Source organism: Bittarella massiliensis (ex Durand et al. 2017) (genome assembly GCF_001486165.1).
Classification (GTDB): domain Bacteria; phylum Bacillota; class Clostridia; order Oscillospirales; family Ruminococcaceae; genus Bittarella; species Bittarella massiliensis.
Genome location: NZ_LN908977.1, coordinates 843,356 through 861,418 on the forward strand (window position 1 = coordinate 843,356; position 18,063 = coordinate 861,418).

The 18,063-nt window shown below is 64.6% G+C and carries 17 protein-coding genes; 9 read left to right on the forward strand and 8 right to left on the reverse strand.

Annotation, left to right across the window (positions count from 1 at the left end):
* Positions 1–41: 41 nt before the first annotated feature.
* The 3 genes from rmuC to BN3266_RS10995 form a co-directional block, all read right to left on the reverse strand.
* A complete protein-coding gene (rmuC, locus tag BN3266_RS10985) occupies positions 42–1,349 on the reverse strand; it encodes a DNA recombination protein RmuC (RefSeq protein ID WP_059005587.1) in 1,308 nt (435 codons plus the stop codon).
* Between the two features lie 134 nt (positions 1,350–1,483).
* Positions 1,484–1,942 carry a HEPN domain-containing protein gene (locus tag BN3266_RS10990; protein ID WP_059005170.1) on the reverse strand — a complete coding sequence of 153 codons (459 nt, stop codon included), beginning with the start codon at positions 1,940–1,942 and terminating at the stop codon, positions 1,484–1,486.
* Entirely contained in the window at positions 1,932–2,246 is a 315-nt protein-coding gene (locus BN3266_RS10995) for a hypothetical protein (protein WP_059005171.1), read from the reverse strand. The genes BN3266_RS10990 and BN3266_RS10995 overlap by 11 nt, the downstream gene beginning before the upstream one ends.
* A 164-nt stretch (positions 2,247–2,410) precedes the next feature.
* On the opposite strand from BN3266_RS10995, the gene BN3266_RS11000 reads away from it, so the two are divergent.
* On the forward strand, positions 2,411–3,016 hold the full coding sequence (locus BN3266_RS11000; protein ID WP_059005172.1) for a flavin reductase family protein: 606 nt from the start codon (positions 2,411–2,413) through the stop codon (positions 3,014–3,016).
* Between the two features lie 200 nt (positions 3,017–3,216).
* Entirely contained in the window at positions 3,217–4,383 is a 1,167-nt protein-coding gene (locus tag BN3266_RS11005) for an iron-containing alcohol dehydrogenase (protein WP_059005173.1), read from the forward strand.
* Between the two features lie 266 nt (positions 4,384–4,649).
* On the opposite strand, the gene BN3266_RS11010 is transcribed toward BN3266_RS11005, so the two are convergent.
* The 5 genes from BN3266_RS11010 to udk all read right to left on the reverse strand — a co-directional run bounded on the left by BN3266_RS11010 (position 4,650) and on the right by udk (position 9,476).
* Positions 4,650–6,041: an MATE family efflux transporter gene (locus BN3266_RS11010; protein WP_242861765.1), complete on the reverse strand. Its 1,392-nt coding sequence runs from the start codon at positions 6,039–6,041 to the stop codon at positions 4,650–4,652.
* A gap of 264 nt (positions 6,042–6,305) precedes the next feature.
* Positions 6,306–6,956 carry an HAD family hydrolase gene (locus BN3266_RS11015; RefSeq protein WP_059005175.1) on the reverse strand — a complete coding sequence of 217 codons (651 nt, stop codon included), beginning with the start codon at positions 6,954–6,956 and terminating at the stop codon, positions 6,306–6,308.
* A gap of 42 nt (positions 6,957–6,998) precedes the next feature.
* Positions 6,999–7,598 carry an HD domain-containing protein gene (locus BN3266_RS11020; protein ID WP_021658248.1) on the reverse strand — a complete coding sequence of 200 codons (600 nt, stop codon included), beginning with the start codon at positions 7,596–7,598 and terminating at the stop codon, positions 6,999–7,001.
* A gap of 17 nt (positions 7,599–7,615) precedes the next feature.
* A complete protein-coding gene (locus BN3266_RS11025; protein WP_021658249.1) occupies positions 7,616–8,794 on the reverse strand; it encodes a M20 metallopeptidase family protein in 1,179 nt (392 codons plus the stop codon).
* Between the two features lie 49 nt (positions 8,795–8,843).
* Positions 8,844–9,476, reverse strand: a complete 633-nt coding sequence (gene udk, locus BN3266_RS11030; protein ID WP_021658250.1) for a uridine kinase — start codon at positions 9,474–9,476, stop codon at positions 8,844–8,846.
* Positions 9,477–9,658: 182 nt separating this feature from the next.
* On the opposite strand from udk, the gene BN3266_RS11035 reads away from it, so the two are divergent.
* The 7 genes from BN3266_RS11035 to BN3266_RS11065 all read left to right on the forward strand — a co-directional run bounded on the left by BN3266_RS11035 (position 9,659) and on the right by BN3266_RS11065 (position 18,047).
* Entirely contained in the window at positions 9,659–10,366 is a 708-nt protein-coding gene (locus BN3266_RS11035) for a LytR/AlgR family response regulator transcription factor (protein ID WP_059005176.1), read from the forward strand.
* Positions 10,363–11,094 carry a sensor histidine kinase gene (locus tag BN3266_RS11040; protein ID WP_242861766.1) on the forward strand — a complete coding sequence of 244 codons (732 nt, stop codon included), beginning with the start codon at positions 10,363–10,365 and terminating at the stop codon, positions 11,092–11,094. The genes BN3266_RS11035 and BN3266_RS11040 overlap by 4 nt, the downstream gene beginning before the upstream one ends.
* A 139-nt stretch (positions 11,095–11,233) precedes the next feature.
* Positions 11,234–13,063: an ABC transporter ATP-binding protein gene (locus tag BN3266_RS11045; protein ID WP_059005177.1), complete on the forward strand. Its 1,830-nt coding sequence runs from the start codon at positions 11,234–11,236 to the stop codon at positions 13,061–13,063.
* Positions 13,047–14,957 (forward strand): ABC transporter ATP-binding protein, encoded by a 1,911-nt coding sequence (locus BN3266_RS11050; RefSeq protein ID WP_059005178.1) that lies wholly within the window; start codon positions 13,047–13,049, stop codon positions 14,955–14,957. Before BN3266_RS11045 ends, BN3266_RS11050 begins: the two co-directional genes overlap by 17 nt.
* A gap of 244 nt (positions 14,958–15,201) precedes the next feature.
* Positions 15,202–15,510 (forward strand): hypothetical protein, encoded by a 309-nt coding sequence (locus tag BN3266_RS11055; protein WP_021658256.1) that lies wholly within the window; start codon positions 15,202–15,204, stop codon positions 15,508–15,510.
* A 40-nt stretch (positions 15,511–15,550) separates the two neighbouring features.
* Positions 15,551–17,563, forward strand: a complete 2,013-nt coding sequence (locus tag BN3266_RS11060) for a V-type ATP synthase subunit I (RefSeq protein WP_059005179.1) — start codon at positions 15,551–15,553, stop codon at positions 17,561–17,563.
* Between the two features lies 1 nt (position 17,564).
* A complete protein-coding gene (locus tag BN3266_RS11065) occupies positions 17,565–18,047 on the forward strand; it encodes a V-type ATP synthase subunit K (RefSeq protein ID WP_021658258.1) in 483 nt (160 codons plus the stop codon).
* Positions 18,048–18,063 lie beyond the last annotated feature (16 nt).

Sequence of the window (18,063 nt, forward strand, 5' to 3'; positions counted from 1 at the left end):
CCCGGAGCCAGTCTATGCTCCAGGGGTGTCTCTCTGCGCCCCTACGCCTCGGGCAGGCCCAGCACCTCGCCCGCCTCTTCCTCGGGCAGCTGGCTCACCTCTTTTAGGCGGCGCTGGATCTGGCGGGTGCGCACCCCCACCAGCCGGTCCAGCTCGCTGCCCGCCTGTTCCAGCCGCTGCTGGGCGGCCGAGAGGGCCCCTTCAAACTTGCCGAACTCGGTCTTGACCGCCCCCAGCACCTGCCACACCTCGCCCGAGCGCTTTTGGATGGCCAGGGTGCGAAAGCCCATCTGCAGGCTGTTGAGCATGGCCGCCATGGTGGTGGGCCCGGCCAGGCTGATCTTGTACTCGTTTTGCAGCGTCTCCACCAGCCCCCGGCGGACCACCTCGGCGTAGAGCCCCTCCACCGGCAGGAAGAGGATGCCGAAATCGGTGGTGTGGGGCGGGGCGATGTACTTGTCGCGGATGTCCTTGGCAAACTGCTTGACCCGCCGCTCCAATGCGGTGCCCAGCTGCTCGATCTCGGCGGGGTCGCCCCGGTCGTAGGCGTCCATCAGTTGGGCGTAGGCGTCGGCCGGGAACTTGGCGTCAACGGGCAGCCAGACCGGCTCCTCCCCGTCCCCCGGCAGCTTGACGGCAAACTCCACCACGTTCTTGCTCCCCGGCTTGGTGCAGACGTTCTGGCCGTACTGCTCGGGGGCGAGGATCTGCTCCAGGATGGCCCCCAGCTGGATCTCGCCCAGGATGCCCCGGGTCTTGACGTTGGAGAGGACCTTTTTCAGATCCCCCACCCCAACGGCCAGCGTCTGCATCTCCCCCAGGCCTTTGTAGACCTGCTCCAACCGCTCGCTGACCACCTTGAAGGACTGGCCCAGCCGCTCGTCCAAGGTCTTTTGCAGCTTTTCGTCCACCGTCAGGCGGATCCGGTCCAGCTGGCGGGCGTTGTCCTCCTGCATGGCGCTGACCCGGTTTTGCAGGGTGGCGCGCATCTGCTCCATCTGCTCGGCGCTCTGGCGGGTGAACTCGGCCATCCGGGCGTCGGTGCCCCGCACCGAGCGGTCCACCGACTGCTGCAAGCTCTCCTGTCGCAGGGTCAGTTGGGTGTTCAGCTCCCCCAGCCGCTCGTTGAGGACGGCGGTGAACTGCCGCTGGGACTGGGCCAGCACCTCCCCCAGCCCGGTGACCGAGGCCTGCACCGTCTGCAGGGTGTCCGCCCGGGCGGCCTGGGCCTCCTGCCGCAGGGCCTCCTTCAGCTCCTCCCCACCGGCATCCCCCCTGCGCCGCAGCAGCACGATCAGCACCGTCACCTGCAGGGCCAACACCGCGGCCAATACCAGCAAAATCGCCATCTCCAAAACCGATCCCTCCACCCTTTTCAAAAAAGAACTGTTGTTTAGTATAGCACATCTCCCCGCCGGTTGCACCCCCCAAACGGGCGCAAAAAGGCGCGGGGCCCTCTCTCTGCCCCGCGCCTTTCAGGCGGCTACTCCCCGGCTGCCTCCGGCCCGGCGGAGGGCAGCTCGCTGGCGTCCAGCTCCTCCTCCACCTGCTCACAGATAAAGGTGAACATCTCCCGCGCCATGGCGGCAAACCGCCGCACCTGGCCCCGCCCCATCTCGTAGGGGACGTCGGTGGGGTACCGGGTCTCGATGTAGCAGTGGTTGAGGGCCGCGCTCTCGTCCAGCCACTGTGTAAATTCTCCGTCGTGCTTGACGGCCTGCTTGCAGAGCCAGGAGAGGTTGTGCCCGTCCACCAGGTTCCCGGTCTTGACCAGGATATAGGCCTTTAGGGCCTTTTCGATGGCCTGCTGGCAGTGGAAGGCACAGCTGAAATAGCAGCGGTCCTCCCGCCGCAGCAGCTCCACCGTCTCCATGTCCTCCTCGGCCCTGTCCATCCAGTCGTAGTAGCGGCGGCTGTCCCCGGTGTTGTGTCTACGCCTCATAGAGCACCTTCCCTATCCGCCGCACCTTGGCGGCAAAAGAGCCCCGCTCCCCGGCCAGCTGCGCCCACTCCCCGGGGGTGTAGAGGACCACGTCAAAGGGCACCGGGCTGTCGATGGCCAGGTAGAGCTCCTTCTCCAGCCGCCGCTTGTCCGCGGTGTCGGCCACCACCACCAGCTTGAAGCTAGCGGTCTTGCCCGACAGCGTCAGCTTGCGGTTGAAGAGGATCACCTTCTCCGGCCGCGCCAGCCGCCGCACCTCTGCACAGACTTGCAAGATCTGTTCGCCCAATCCCTGTTCTTCCATCGGCACTCCCTCCTCTTTTCAAACAGCGGGGCCGCCGCCCCATCTGCCCTTAGTTTACCCCTTTCCCCCGCCCCTTGCAACCGAATGCCCGCCCCGGACTGGGAATTTTGCCCCGATTGTGCTATCCTGGTGGGGCAAGAGAAGAGAGACAGGAGGCATTTTTTATGGCAAAACAGTGTTGGAAACCGGGGGCGCTGCTGGCGCCGGTGCCGGCGGTGCTGGTCAGCTGCGGCGAGGGGGAGCGCTCCAACCTCCTCACCGTCGCCTGGACCGGCACCGTCTGCACCAAGCCGGCCATGACCTACATCTCGGTGCGGCCGGAGCGCTACTCCTACCCCCTGATCCGCGAGAGGGGCGAGTTCGCCATCAACCTGGTGAATCGCCCCCTGCTGCGCGCCTGCGACTGGTGCGGCGTCCGCTCCGGCAGGGACGGGGACAAATTTGCCGCCGCCGGGCTCACCCGCGCCCCGGCCAGCAAGATCGCCGCCCCCCTGGTGGCCGAGAGTCCGGTGAACCTGGAGTGCCGGGTCACCCAGGTGCTGGAGCTGGGCAGCCACCACATGTTTCTGGCCGAAATCGTGGCGGTGGACGTGGAGGAGTCCCTTCTGGACGGGAGCGGGAAACTCTGTCTCGACCGGGCCGAACTCATCCACTACACCCACGGCGAGTACTTTGCCCAGGGGGAGAAGTTGGGCAGCTTTGGCTATACGGTGCGGGGCCCCGGCCGCAAGAAGACCCAGCGGTTCGTTCCCCCTTCGGCGGAAAAATAGGGGGAGCTGTCAAACCGGCCCAAAATGCCTTGCAAAACCCTGCAACTGCCCTCAAATCATAAAGGGAGGCGGACATTTTCCCGGGAAATTGATGCAAAGCGTTCATTTACGAACCGCGTCCCCCGCCGTATAATGGGAGGGAAAGAACAGCGACAAAACGCCTCTCTCCCGAGAGCGAGAAAGAACAGGTGACGCAAACCATGCAGAACTTTACATTTCACAACCCCACCCGCATCCTCTTCGGCAAGGGCCGGGAGGACGAGGTCGGCGCCGTCGCCAGAGAGTACGGCAGCCGCGCCCTGGTCCACTTCGGCGGCGACTACCTGCGCAAAAACGGACTTCTCGAGCGCATCGAGGCCTCTCTGAGCGCCGCCGGCATCGAGTTTGTCGAGTACGACGGGGTGGTGCCCAACCCCCGCCTCTCCACCGTGAAAGAGGGCATCCGCCTCTGCCGGGAGAACCGGTTGGACTTTGTGCTGGCCATCGGCGGGGGCAGCGCCATCGACTCCTCCAAGGCCATTGCCGCCGGCGCCTGCATGGACGGCGACGTGTGGGACTGCTTCACCGGCAAGGCCCAGGTGGAAAAGGCCCTGCCCATCGGGGTGGTGCTGACCATCCCCGCCTCCGGCTCGGAATCCAGCAAGGCCTGCATCATCACCAAGGATGAGGGCAGCCAGAAGCGGATGTGCTCCTCCCCCCACATCCTCCCCAAATTCGCCATCCTCGATCCCGAGACCACCTACACCCTCCCCGCCTACCAGACGGCGGCGGGCTGCTGCGACATCATGTCCCACCTGATGGAGCGCTACTTCACTCAGACCGAGCACGTAGACTTCACCGACCGGCTGCTGGAGGGGGCCCTGCGCACCATGTTGGTGACCGCTCCCCGCGTCCTGGCCGAGCCGGACAACTACGACTACCGGGCCGAGGTGATGTTTGTGGGCAACGTGGCCCACAACGACCTGCTGGGGATGGGCCGGGAGGAGGACTGGGCCTGCCACGACATCGAGCACGAGCTCTCGGCCCTCTACGACGTGACCCACGGCGCGGGGCTCACCGTCATCACCCCCGCCTGGATGAAGTACGTCTACAAGCAAAACCTCCCCCGCTTTGTGCAGTTCGCCGTGCGGGTGATGGATGTGGATCTGGCCTTTGACCAGCCCGAGGCGATCGCCCTGGAGGGCATTCGCCGGCTGGAGGCCTTCTTCCGCTCCCTGGGGATGCCCACCTCCTTTGCCGACTTGAAGATCCCCGCCGACCGCATCCCCGAGATGGCCCGGCGCGCCCTGGACGGCCGCCCCTATGCCGGCCACTTTGCCCACCTGAAAGAGGAGGACATCGCCGCTATCTACCGCCTGGCCCTGTAAGGGCCCCCCTCATCTAAAGAAGAGAGAGCCCCCCGCCCAAAGGATGGGCGGGGGCTTTTTTGGGGGGAACAGGGCGGCAGCGCGCGGGACACCCCCGACGGCCGCTGCTTTGCCGGTTGGCAGGAGGCGGGCAGAGTCCCTCCGCCGGGAAAGGGGCCCCTCCACCTGTGCACAGGCGGTCCTCCCCTGTCTGCCGGGGTCTCCCCGCCCACAAAAAAGCGGCCCTCGCCGGGAGGGCCGCTTTTCTCACTTTACAGGGGGACCGGTCAGATTTTAAAGTGCATCCACTTGCCGCTGTGAAAGCGCATGTAGGTCAACAGGAACCGGGCCAACTGGTCCACCGCCAGCCCCATCCAGGCGCCGAAAAGGCCCATGTTCAGGGGGTAGCAGAAGAGGTAGCCCAGCCCCGGGCGGATGAAGGTGACGCTGATGAGGGAGACCACGGCGGTGAACTTGGTGTCCCCCGCCCCCCGCAGGCAGCCGGAAAAGACCACCTGGGCCACCTGCATAAAGGTGATGACGGCCATGATGACCATGATCATCTCGCCGTAGCGGAGGATCTCCTCCTCCCGCGAAAAGAGCATGAAGATGGGGGTGCCCAGGGCGATGCAGACCACCGAGATGGCGGCCGAGAAGAGGACCCCCATCCGCTGGCAGACGCCGCCGTAGATCTTGGCCATGTCCCGCCGGTTTTCGCCCAGGCTGCGCCCCACCAGGGCGATGGCCGCCACCGAGAGCCCGTCGCCAAAGGAGAAGGAGATGTTCATGATGTTCATCCCGATCTGGTGGGCGGCAAAGGCGGTGGTGCCCAATTTGGCCACCAGCACCGCGTAGACCAGAAAGCCGATGCGCAGAAACACCTGTTCGGCCAGGGTGCTGGAGCCGATGTTGACGATGGCCGAGAGGTTGCGCCGGTCAAACTTGAGGCTGAAGAAGTCCTGAATGCTGAGGAACTGGCCGGGGTGCATCACCGAGATAAAACTCATGACGCAGGCACAGATGGTGCCGGCCACCGTGGCGATGGCCGCCCCCTGTACCCCCAGTTTGGGGAAGCCCAGGTTCCCCCCGATGAGGAGGTAGTTGAGGACGATGTTCACCCCGTTGGAGACCAGGTTGGTGCGCATGGCGATCTTGGTGTTGCCGCAGCCCCGCTGGGCGGCGTTGATGACCATGGAGAGGACGTTGAAGATCATTCCCCCCTGGATGATGCGCAGGTAGCCCACCGCCGCGTCGTGGGTGTCGGGGGCCGAGCCACACAGGCGGATGATGGGGTCGGCCCAAATCACCGTCACCACCGAGATGACGACCGTCAGCGCCACCGAGATGATCAGGGCCTGCACCAGCACCCGGTTGGCGCTGTCCCGGTCCCCCTCCCCCCGGCGGCGGGCCACAATGGCCGAGATGGCCACGTTCAGCGACATAAAGACCGCCAGGGCGATGAATTTCGGCTGGGTGGTGAGCCCCACCGCCGCAATGGCGTAAGAGCCCAGCGAGCTGACCATCACCGTGTCCACCATCCCCACCAGACTGATGAGGAAAGACTCCAAAATGGAGGGCCAGGCGATGTTCAGCGTCGTCTTTAAGACGGTCCGTTCGTCGGGGACCTCCCCCTCCTGCTCCACGCCCCGCATCAACTTCTCACATCGAAATAGCTGCACGTTCACACCCACTTTACAATATTTCGCTTTTGTTCACATTTTCATTATACACCCATTCCCGCAGGGGTAAAGGGGGAAGCGGGAAAGCTGCCGATTTTTGACGTTTTTCTGCCTAAAGCTGCACAAACTCCGCTCTATTTTGCAACATCGTGCCAAAAAGGGGCCGAAGTGCCGCCCTTCCGGCGGCCCCTCGGCCCTTTTTTCCACCGCCCTCTCCCCTTTTGGAAAAAGAGGGCGCAACAAATGTCTCTTCCTTTGGCCCGCCTACTCTGCGGGGATCAGCTCCCGGTAGTCGTGCAGGGCCCAGTCGGCCAGGGCGCACAGGCGGTCCCACTGGGCTGCGTTTTTGTCGTCGGCGATGGCCGCCGTCCGAAACCCGGCTCCCTTCGCCGTCTCGACGGCCAGCAGGCTGTCTTCAAAGACCGCGCAGTCCCCCGCCGGGGTCCGCAGCCGGGCCGCCGCCTCCAAAAAGACGGCGGGGTCGCTCTTGGGCTTGTCGTCCAGTTCCACTGCGCTGACCACCACCGCAAAGTAGGGCAGCAGCCCGTGGGCGCCCAGCACCTCCGCCGCCACCCGCGGGTCGGCCAGGGTGGCCACCGCGCAGGGGACCCCCTCCCCCTTCAGGTACTGGAGAAAGGGCAAGACCCCCGGCTTGAGGGGGACGGCGCAGTAGCGGTCTCTGATCATCTGGTACTGCTCAAAGACCATCTGCCCCGGGGTCTTGTCGAGGCCGTAGAGGGCGATGAGCCAGGCCATGGCCTGTTCGTAGGTGCGCCCCTGGATGCGCTGGTAGTAATGCTCGGGCAGGGGGTGGCCCAGCTGCTCGATATAGCGATCGGTCACCCCGTCCCAGATGTGGGTGGACTGGGTGAGGGTGCCGTCCATGTCAAAAATGGCGGCGCGAAAGGGCAGCATCGTCTCTCCTCCTGTCAAGGGCCGGGCGGTTTTCCCGGGAAATCAGCGGTTGGGCACGTCGGAGGTGCCCCTCTCCCGCAGGTAGGTGGACTCCAGATCGGCCAGGTGGAGCTTCACCGCCAGCGGGTACATCCGAAAGGCGTTGCTCATGGCAAAGCTGCCGCCCCGCACCGAGTCGTCAAAGCCCCCCATGTGCCAGCGGATGGCCATGGCCTCGCTGGTCTTGAGGCGCATGAACCGCTCGATGAGAAAGACCGACTTCTCGCCGTGGCCGTAGGGAAAGGAGTCCTCCACCTGGTAGAAGGGGACCTTCTCCCACTGGCCGGTCTCCTCATTTTTGACGTTGCGGCTGCCCACCTTGTAAAACTGGGCCTTGCAGAGGTCGTGGAGGAGCCCGCAGATGGCAAAGCTCTCCAGGTTGTCCTCCCCCTCCTGAAAGTGCTGCTCCACCATGGTGTGAAAGACGCTGATGGAGTGGCGCACCAGCCCGCCCTCACAGGCGCAGTGGTAGCGGGTGCTGGCCGGGGCAGTGAAAAAGTCGGTGTTCTCCAGCCAGGCCAGCAGCTTTTCGCTGCCGGGGCGGGAGACGTGCTGGGTGAAGAGCGAGATAAACTCGGCCTTGTAGTCCACTTCCTGTTCCATGGGCGATCTCCCCCCCGCTACTTGTTGTGTTTGAGCCACTGGATGCAGCAGTTGGCGTAGACCGCCGCCACCGCCGGCAGGGAGCGCTCGTCAAAGAGGGCTTTGGGGTTGTGCAGCCCGAAGAGATGGCCCTCTTCCCGGGTGCCCATGCCACAGTGGAACATGGCCCCCGGGCGCTGCTCGGTGAAGTAGGCGAAGTCGTCCGAGCCCATGATGCGGGGCCCCTCGGTGATGCAGTCCTCCCCTACCACCTCTCTCATGTACCCCTGCATCTCCCTTGTAAAGGCAGGGTCGTTTACAGTGGGGGGCGTCTCGGATTCGTAGCTGATCTCGGCGGTGGCGCGGAAGGTGGCGGCGGTGCTGTGGATGATCTCCTCCATCCGCCCCTTGGCAAATTTCCGCACCTCGGGGTCAAAGGCGCGCAGGGTCCCCTGCAGCACACAGTCGGAGGGGACGATGTTGGGCGCCTGCCCCGCCTGGATGCTGCCGAAGGTCAACACCACCGGCTGCAGGGCCGAGACCTCGCGGGCGATGATGGACTGCAGGGCGATGACGACGTGGGCCGCCACATTCACCGGGTCCACCCCGGTCTCGGGCATCGAGCCGTGGCTGCCCTCGCCGTGGATGGTGACCTTGAAGATGTCGCTGGAGGCGAGGATCGGCCCCTCCAGCAGCCGGACGGCCCCGGCCTTCATGGGGATGGAGGTGTGGGTGCCGAAGACCGCGTCCACGTGGGGGTTTTCCAGCACCCCCTTCTCGATCATCTCCACCGCGCCCTTGATGGGCTCTTCGGCGGGCTGGAAGCAGAGTTTGACCCGGCCCTCCAGCTCGTCCTCGTGCTCTTTGAGCAGCTGGGCGGCCCCCAGCAGGGTGGCGGTGTGGATGTCGTGCCCGCAGGAGTGCATGGCCCCATTTTGGGACTTGAAGGGCTCGTCGGTCTCCTCGGCCATGGGCAGGGCGTCCATGTCGGCGCGCACCAGCAGCACCTTGCCATCGGTCTTTTTGCCGGCCATGGCCACAAAGCCGCTGGGGCAGATGTCCTCCACCTCGTACCCCATCTCGGCGAGGCGCTTTTTCACGTAGGCGGTGGTGAGGGGCAGTTCAAAGCCCAGCTCGGGGTTTTGGTGCAGATAGCGGCGGTCGGCCACCATCTGGTCCTGGAGTTCCCAGGCGCGTTCCAACAGGGGATGGCGCATTGCAAAACACACTCCTTTTTACGGCAAACGGGTGTACGGTCGGTCTGATTTACCCCTTCTGGGCAATGATGGCCCGCATCCTGTCGATGAGCATGTGCAGGGCTACCTGGTTGTGCCCCCCTTCGGGGACGATGACGTCGGCGTACTTCTTGTTGGGCTCGACAAACTGGTCGTGCATCGGCTTGACGGTGGTCAGGTACTGGTTGACCACCGAGTCCAGGTCGCGGCCCCGCTCCTTGACGTCGCGCACCAGCCGGCGGAGGATGCGCACGTCGGCGTCGGTGTCGACAAAGACCTTCATGTCCATCATGTCCCGCAGGGTCTTGTCCTCAAAGATCATGATCCCCTCGAGGATGATGACCTTGGCCGGGTTGACCTGCACCTGTTCGCCGGTGCGGTTGTGCTCCACAAAGGAGTAGACCGGCCGCATCACGGGCTTGCCCTCCTTGAGCTGCTTCAAGTGCGCGACGAGCAGCTCGGTCTCAAAGGCGTTGGGGTGGTCGTAGTTGAGCTTGGTGCGCTCCTCGTAGGTCATGTCGTCGTGGGCCTTGTAGTAGTGGTCGTGGCACATAATGATCACATCTTCATCGCAAAAGGCCTCTTTCAGCTTGTAGGCCAGGGTGGTCTTGCCCGAACCGGTGCCCCCCGCAATGCCGATGATGGTGGTCTTGTCCTGTTGCATGCTCTTCCTCCTGCTGCTTTTTCTCGTGTCGCCCCGTGGGGCTATTGGTACCATTATAGCGAATTTGCGCGGCGTTTTCCATCCCCCTGTCAAAACTCGGTCAAGAGAGGGCCCCTTTCCCCTCACCGCCCCTCTGTGGTATACTTGATGATAACCTGTATTTGCGAAGGGAGGGCGTCGCCGTGCGCATTGCCATCTGTGAGGACGAAGAGGCCCAGGCCCAGTACCTGGCGGCCCTGGCGCGGCGCTGGGCCGCCGGGCGGGGGCAGGCGCTGCAGGTGGACTGCTACCCCACCGCCGAGAGCTTTTGGTTTGCCCGGCAGGGTGATGCGGGCGCCGATCTCCTCCTGCTGGACATCCAGTTGCCGGGGGAGAGCGGGCTCGATCTGGCCCGGCGGCTGCGGGGCGAGGGGGAGACCCTGCCCATCGCCTTTGTCACCGGGCTCGACGAACACCTGGGGGAGGGCTACGAGTTGGAGGCCCTGCACTACCTGGTCAAGCCGGTGTCGGAAGAGCGGTTTTTCGCCCTGCTGGACCGGGCGGCCCAGCGGCTGCCGGAGCCGACTTTGGTGATCCGGGTCGAGGGGGAGGAGCGCCGCCTGCTGCAGCGGGAGATCCTCTGCGCCCAGGCCGGCGACCGCCAGACCCTGCTGCACACCCTGCGGGGGGACTTCGCCCTCCCCCTCCCGCTGGAAAAGGTGGAGAAGGCCCTGTCCCCCGACCTCTTTTTTCGCTGCCACCGCTCCTGTCTGGTGTCGCTGCGCGCCATCGCCCGCCTGAGGCGGGAGGAGCTGGTTTTGGACGACGGCACCCGCCTGCCCGTCAGCCGGCGGATGGGGCCCCAACTGGGGCGGGCCTTTGCCCGCTGCAACGGAGGGATGCTGCTGTGAACCCCTTTCTTATCGCCGGGCTTGCCGCCCTGTGCGCCCTGCTGCTGGCAGCCGGCGGCTGGCTGCTCTACCGCCTGGCGGCCCGCCGTTCGGAGCGGCGGCTGGCCGGCTACCAGGGCGAACTCCTGGAGACCCACTGCGCCGAGGTGCAGAACATCTACACCCAGATGCGGGGCTGGCGGCACGACTACCACAACCATCTCCAGACCCTAAAGGGACTGCTCTCCCTGGGCCGCTGCGGGGAGGCCGAGGGCTACCTGAACCAATTGGAGAGCGATCTTCAGTCGGTGGACACCATCTTGAAGACCGGCAACCTGATGCTCGACGCCATCCTCAACTCCAAACTCTCGCTGGCCGAGAAGGGGGAGGTGGCCATCCGGGCCAAGGCGTCGGTCCCCCCCTCCCTCACCGTGGCGGACGTGGACCTCTGCGTCATCATCGGCAACCTGTTGGACAACGCCCTGGAGAGCTGCCGCCAGCTCCCCGACAAGGAGGAGCGGTTCCTCCGCGTCTATGTCGGGCGGGTGAAGGAGCAGCTCTACATCTCGGTGCAAAACGCGGTGGCCGGGCGGGCCAGCCGAAAGGGCGGCCGCTACCGCAGCGCCAAGGGCGAGGGGCACGGCTTCGGCCTGCGGCGGGTGGACGCTCTTGTGGCCCAGTACGGCGGCATCGTCAACCGGCAGGACGAGCCGGGGGTCTTTGCCACCGAGATCTTCCTCCCCCTCTGAACTGAAAAACCGTCTGCGCGCGAAAACGAGCCGTTCGCGCGCTTTTTTGTTTCCCCCTGTGCCGCCCGTGGTATCCTTTTCTTGCAAAGGCCCTCTTTGGGCCCTCCCACACTTTTTACCTGTAAAGGAGGGGCACCCCATGAAATCGCCCAAACCCGCCTATTCCCTGCCGCAAAACCTCCGCTATGCCCTCGCCAGGCTGCGGGAATGCGACCGCAACATGCTCGCCTGCGCCCTGGCGGACAGCCTCTTTTTGGTGGCCGTCCCCCTCCTCACCATCGCCCTGCCCAAGGTGGTGGTGGACCAGGTGTCCCGTGGGGCGGCGGTCTCCTCGCTGGTGCTCGCCTGTCTGCCGGTGGCGCTGGCCCTGGCTCTGTGCACCCTGGGGGAGCGGATCTTTGCCTGCAAGCTCACCTGGCGCAGCAACAACTACCGGGTGCACTTTCACACCCTGGCAGCGAGAAAGGCGCTGCATACCGACTATCCCAACATGGAGAGCCCCGCCGGGCAGAGCATCTGGCAAAAGGCCTTCAATGCCACCGGGTACAGCCGCGGCCCCATCCAACGACTGCCCGAAGCCATCGCCCTCTTTTTCTCCAGCGCCGTGGGGGCGCTGCTCTACGGCTGTCTCACCGCCGCCCTCCACCCCCTGCTCCTGTTGGCGCTGCTGCTGGCCTCGGGGGGGAGCATCCTGCTGGCGCGGGGGGCCCAGAACGACCGGCAACGCCACAAGGACGACTGGGTGGAGCTGGACAAAAAGCTGCAGTACCTGGACAACCGCTCCACCGACTTCACCGCCGGCAAGGACGTGCGGCTGTACGGGATGGAAATCTGGCTGGGCGAGCTCTACCGGGACCTGGCCGCCCTGCGGATGGCCTGGCACTTGCGCACCCACAAGCGCGATTTTGGGGCCGCCTGCGGCAGCGCCCTGCTCCTGCTGGGCAAGGACGCCTTCGCCTACGGCTACCTCATCGACCTGATGCTGCGCGGCGCGCTCGGCGGCGGCGACTTTCTCTTTTTTGTCGGGGTCTTCGGCGGCTTTTCCACCTGGATGAGCGGACTGGTCGACGGCTTCTCCCTGCTGCGGCTGGCCTCCCTGGACCTCTGCGACGTGCGGGCCTTTCTGGAGATGCCGGAGCACTCCCCCAAGGAGATCCAGGCCCCCCTCCCCTCCGCCTTCCCCTGCCCCATCGCCTTTGAGGGGGTCTCCTTCTCCTACCCCGGCAGCGGGGAGAGGGCCCTGGAGACCGTCGATCTCACCGTGCGCGCTGGGGAGAAGATCGCCATCGTCGGGGCCAACGGCGCGGGCAAGACCACCTTTGCCAAACTGCTCTGCGGCCTCTATCCCCCCGACGCCGGACAGGTGCGCATCGGCGGGACCGACGCCGCCCGGTGGTCGCTGGAAGAGCGCTTTTCCCTCTTCACCGCGGTCTTTCAGGACGTGCGGGTCCTCCCCCTGACCATCGCCGAAAATGTGGCGGCCTGCAAGCTGGAAGAGCTGGACCTCGGGCGGGTGCGCCGCTGCCTGGAACGGGCCGGCCTCTGGGAGGAGGTGGCCGCCCTGCCCCAGGGGGTGGAGACCAAGCTGGTCAAGTCGGTCAACGACGGCGGGGTGGAGCTCTCGGGCGGCCAACTGCAAAAACTGCTGCTGGCCAAGGCCCTCTACAAAGGCGCCCCTATCCTGGTTTTGGACGAACCCACCGCCGCCCTCGACCCCATCGCCGAGAGTCAGGTCTACCTGCAGTATGGGGAGTTGACCCGGGGAAAGACCTCTTTCTTCATCTCCCACCGGCTCTCCTCCACCCGCTTTTGCGACCGCATCCTCTTCTTTGAGGGCGGGCGGATCGCCGAGAGCGGCACCCACGAGGAGCTGATGGCCCTGGGCGGCTCCTACGCCCGGATGTACCGGGTGCAGAGCCGCTACTACCAAAACCGAGAAGGAGGGTTTTCCGATGAAGACTGCCGATAGCGAGACCCGCACCACCCTGCGCCAGGACCTGGCGGTCAACTGGCGGGGGGTCAAGCACATCGTCAAGCTCGACCGCTGGCTCTGGCTCTGGGTAGCGGCCTCCTCTGCCGTCACTGCGGCGGCCCCCTTTGTGCCGGTCTACTTTTCCGCCCGGCTGCTGGGAGAACTGCTGGGAAACCAAAATCGAGAGCGGCTGCTCCTCTTCGGCTGTCTGCTGGTATCGCTCACCTTTCTCGTCAGCATCCTCAAAGACGCGCTCTGGGAGGCCGCCGATCTGCATTTTCAGGCCCTGAACTTTGCCCAGCGCCGGGAAGTTGACCAGGCGGTCCTCACCGCCGACTACGAACAGTTGGAAAACCCGCAGCTGCACCTGAAAAAGCAGCTCCTCGACGACAGCTACAGCTTCAACGGCGGCGGCCTCTTCCAGCTGGCCTACCAGGTGGGGGTCGCCCTGCGCTGCCTCTTTTTGCTGCTCTACTCGGTCTTCTTTCTGCTGCCCATCTTTCAGGCCTCGCCGGCAGGGGCGGCGGCCACCCACCCCCTCATCGCCTCCCCCCTCCTCCCGGCGCTCTTTCTGCTGGCGCTCGTCGGGGTGAGCGCCTACACCGTCTTTGCCGACCTGCGCTACAACCGGGGGCAGTACAGCCAGTTCTCCACCTGCATGTGGAGCAATCGCTTCGGCAACTACTATCTAAACCAGCTGGCGGGGGACTACCAGGTGGGAAAGGACATCCGCCTGTTCGGGGAACAGCCCCTCATCCAGTCGGCCATCGACCAGATGGCCCAGACCCTCGGCCGGGCCATGACCAACCTCTCCTCTCTGCAGGGGTGGTGCTTCGGCTCCATCGACACCCTCACGGCGCTGCTCACCGGCGCGGTCTACCTGCTGGCCGGGGCACGGGCCCTGGCGGGGCTCCTGCCGGTGGACGCTCTGGTGCAGACCGCTGCCGGCATCGGCCAGTTTTGTTTCGCGGTCTCCCTGGGTTTCGGCACCTTGGTCTATATGCGGCTGAACACCCAGTACCTGCGCCCCTACTTCGACTTCATCGACTTCCCCCAGAGCATGTACAAGGGGACCATCCCCGTTGAAAAGCGGGACGACGGGGAGTACGAGATCGCCTTTGAACACGTCTCCTTTCGCTACCCCGGCAGCGACCAGTGGGCGATCAAAGACCTCTCCCTCCGGCTCAAGGTGGGCAAGAAGCTGGCGGTGGTGGGGCGCAACGGCTCGGGCAAAACCACCTTTATCAAACTGCTCTGCCGGCTCTACGACCCCACCGAGGGGCGGATCCTCCTGAACGGGATCGACATTCAGAAATACGACTACCGGGAGTACCTCTCCCTGTTCTCGGTGGTCTTTCAGGACTTCAAGCTCTTCTCCTTCCCCTGTGCGCAGAACGTGGCGGCCTCTGTTCGCTGGGATAAAAAGGCGGTGCGCCGCTGTCTGGAGGATGCGGGGATGGGGGACTGGCTCGACCGGGTCCCCCTGGGGATCGAGACCCCCCTCTACAAAAACTTCGACGACAGCGGGGTGGAGATCTCCGGGGGCGAGGCCCAGAAAATCGCCATCGCTAGAGCCCTCTACAAAGACGCCCCCTTCATTGTTTTAGACGAACCCACCGCCGCCCTCGACCCCCTCTCGGAGGCGGAGATCTACCGCCGCTTCGACGCCCTGACCAGCGAAAAGACGGCCGTCTACATCTCCCACCGGCTCTCCAGCTGCCGCTTCTGCCAGGACATCGCCGTCTTTGACCGGGGACAGTTGGTGGAACGGGGCCCCCACCGAGAGCTGCTGACAAAAGGCGGCCAGTACGCCCGCCTCTGGGAGGCCCAGGCCCGGTACTACCGGGACGACCCAGAGGGGGCCTCCCCTCCCGCAAAATCCGATTTTTAGCCCTTTTTCAGGGGGGCGCGAAAATGGCCGAAGTCAAATATTGACTTTTGGTCATTTTTCGTTTATACTGACAACTGCGCAACTGACCATCAGTCATTCCCCTTCTCTCCCCTTTTCCTAAAAAAAGAGAGGCCGGGAGGGTAAAAAAGGGGAAATATGGTGATAATGTATTTGATTAGGTGGGCAAAACGCGCTATAATAATGTTTATACCTTTTGCAGAGTATACAGTCAGGTGGTGAGAGAATGGCACAAGAGACAGTGGAGGCGATCCGCCAGGCGGAGCTGGCGGCGGAGCGGGCGGAGAAGGAAGCGGTCCGCGCCGCAAAAGAACTGGTGGAGACCGCCCGCCAAAACGCAGACCGCGCCGCGGTGGAGTTGGCGCAGAGCGCCCAGTTGGAGGCGGCCAAGGCGCTGGCCCAGGCCAAGCGCGATCAAGACGACCTTTTGCAGAGAGCGGAGAGAGAAGCCGACGCGCAGGCGCAAAAACTGCGCGAAGACGCCCTGGAAAAGCGGCCTGCCGCGATACAAGCGGTGAAGCAGGCCCTTTTGTAGGGCGTTTTCAAAAGAAACACGAGAAAGGAGGCATTTGCCTATGGCCGTACTGCCTATGAAGCGGCTGCAACTGTGCGCCCTCAAGAAAAACCGCAAGGCGATCTTGGAGCTGCTGCAGCGCCGGGGCGCGGTGGAGGTGCAGGACACCGGCGAGGACGAGGTCTTCACCCACGCCGACATGAGCCAAGCCAGGAGCATTTTTCAAAAGAATGCCGCCCTCGCCAACCAGGCGCTGGACGTGCTGGCCCGGTTCGCCCCCGAGCAAAAGCCGCTTCTGTCGATGCTGGAGGGCCGCCAGGAAATGACCTTGGAGGAGTACACCGCCTTTCAGGACCGGCAGGACGAGACCCTAAAAGTCGCCTACCGGCTGCAGGCGCTGGACAAACGGGTGGCCGAACAGCGGGCGGAGATCCCCCGCATGCAGGCCCAGGTGGAGGAGCTGACCCCCTGGCTGGGGCTGGATGTGCCCATGCGCCACCCCGGCACCCACGCCACCGACTCCTTTGTGGGGGCCCTGCCCGGGGAGTGGACATTGGAGGGCATCTACACCGAGCTCAAGTCCCGCGCCGAGAGCGTCTCGGCGGTGGACATCGAGATCGTCAGCGCCTCGCGGGAGCAGACCTGCCTCTTTGTGACCGCCACCAAGAGCGAGGCCCAGCAGGCCGAGGACGCGCTGCGGGAGATGGGCTTTGCCCGGCCCGCCCACGTCACCCACCGGGTCCCGGCGGACAAAAAGCGGCTGCTGGAAGAGCGGATCGACAAGTTGCAGACCAAAATCGACGCCGACGTGGCGGAGATCCACTCCCTGGCCGAGCACCGGCAGGATTTGAAACTGCTGTCGGACTTCTACGCCATGCGGGAGGAGAAATACGGGGTCATCGGCAAACTGATGCAGTCCAAGCGCACCTTTGTGCTCACCGGCTACATCGCCGCCCGGGACGTCCCCGCCCTGGAGTCGGAGCTCACCGCCCACTTCGACGTGGCCCTCGACTTCTTTGACCCCGCGCCGGACGAGGACGTGCCCGTCGCCCTGAAAAACGGGCCCCTGGCCGCTCCGGTGGAGGGGGTCGTCGCCTCCTACAGCCTGCCCGGCCGGGGCGAGGTGGACCCCACCTCGGTGATGGCCATCTTCTACTACGTCCTCTTCGGGATGATGCTGTCGGACGCGGGGTACGGGCTGATCATGGTGGCCGCCTGCTCCTTTGTGCTCCTCAAGTGCAAAAACATCGAGTCGGGGCTGAAGAAGTCGATGCAGATGTTCCTCTACTGCGGCATCTCCACCACCGTCTGGGGGGTGCTCTTCGGCGGCTTCTTCGGCGACGCGGTAGGGGTCATCGCCAGCACCTTCTTCCACAGCGACCTGACCTTCAAGGCCCTCTGGTTCGAGCCGGTGAGCGAGCCCATGCGGCTGCTGGTCTTCTCCTTCCTGCTGGGCATCATCCACCTCTTCGTGGGGCTGGGGATGAAGTTTTACCAGCTCTGCCGGGAGGGCAAGGTCAAAGACGCCGTCTACGACGTGGTCTTTTGGTATATGTTGGTGGGCGGCGCGGTCGTCTACCTGCTGACCATGGAGATGATCACCAATATGATGGGCCTCTCCTTCACCCTCTCCCCCACCGTGGGGACGGTGGCCGCCGTTGTGGCGGGGCTGGGCGCCTTGGGGATCATCGCCTTTTCCGGGCGGGACTCCCGCAACCCCTTCAAGCGGCTGCTCAAGGGCCTCTACGGGGTCTACGGGGTCACCAGCTACCTCAGCGACATCCTCTCCTACTCCCGGCTGCTGGCCTTGGGGCTGGCCACCGGCGTCATCGCCACGGTGTTCAACAAGATGGGCACCATGCTGGGCGGCGGCGTGGGGGGCGCGATCCTCTTCACCGTGGTCTTTTTGATCGGCCACACCCTGAACATCGGCATCAACCTGCTGGGCGCCTACGTGCACACCAACCGCCTGCAGTTTGTCGAGTTCTTCGGCAAGTTTTACGAGGGCGGCGGACGCGGGTTCTCCCCGTTTGGGGCCCACACCAAATACTTCAAATTCAAGGAGGAAAAATGAAATGAGTTCTCTTGGTATTGCTTTTGCACTGTTGGGCGCGGCGCTGGCCGCACTGCTGGCCGGCATCGGTTCGGCCATCGGCGTCGGCATGGCCGGTGAGGCCGCTGCGGGCGCCATCACCGAGGAGCCGGGCCGCTTTGGCAAGGTGCTGATCCTGCAGCTTCTCCCCGGCACCCAGGGCATCTACGGCCTGCTGATTGCCTTCATCACCCTGACCCAGATCGGCATCATGGGCGGCAGCGCCGAGATGAGCCTGGCCAAGGGTCTGCTCTACTTCTGCGCCTGCCTGCCCATGGGCTTTGTGGGGCTGTATTCCGCCATCCGCCAGGCCCGCGCCTCGGTGGCCAGCATCGGCATGTTCTGCAAGCGCCCCGAGACCTTCGGCAAGGCCATCATCCTCCCCGCCATGGTCGAGACCTACGCCATTCTGGCCCTGCTGATCTCCATCCTCTCGATCTTCGGCATCGGCGGCCTGAACATCTGACCGATTCCAAAGAGTT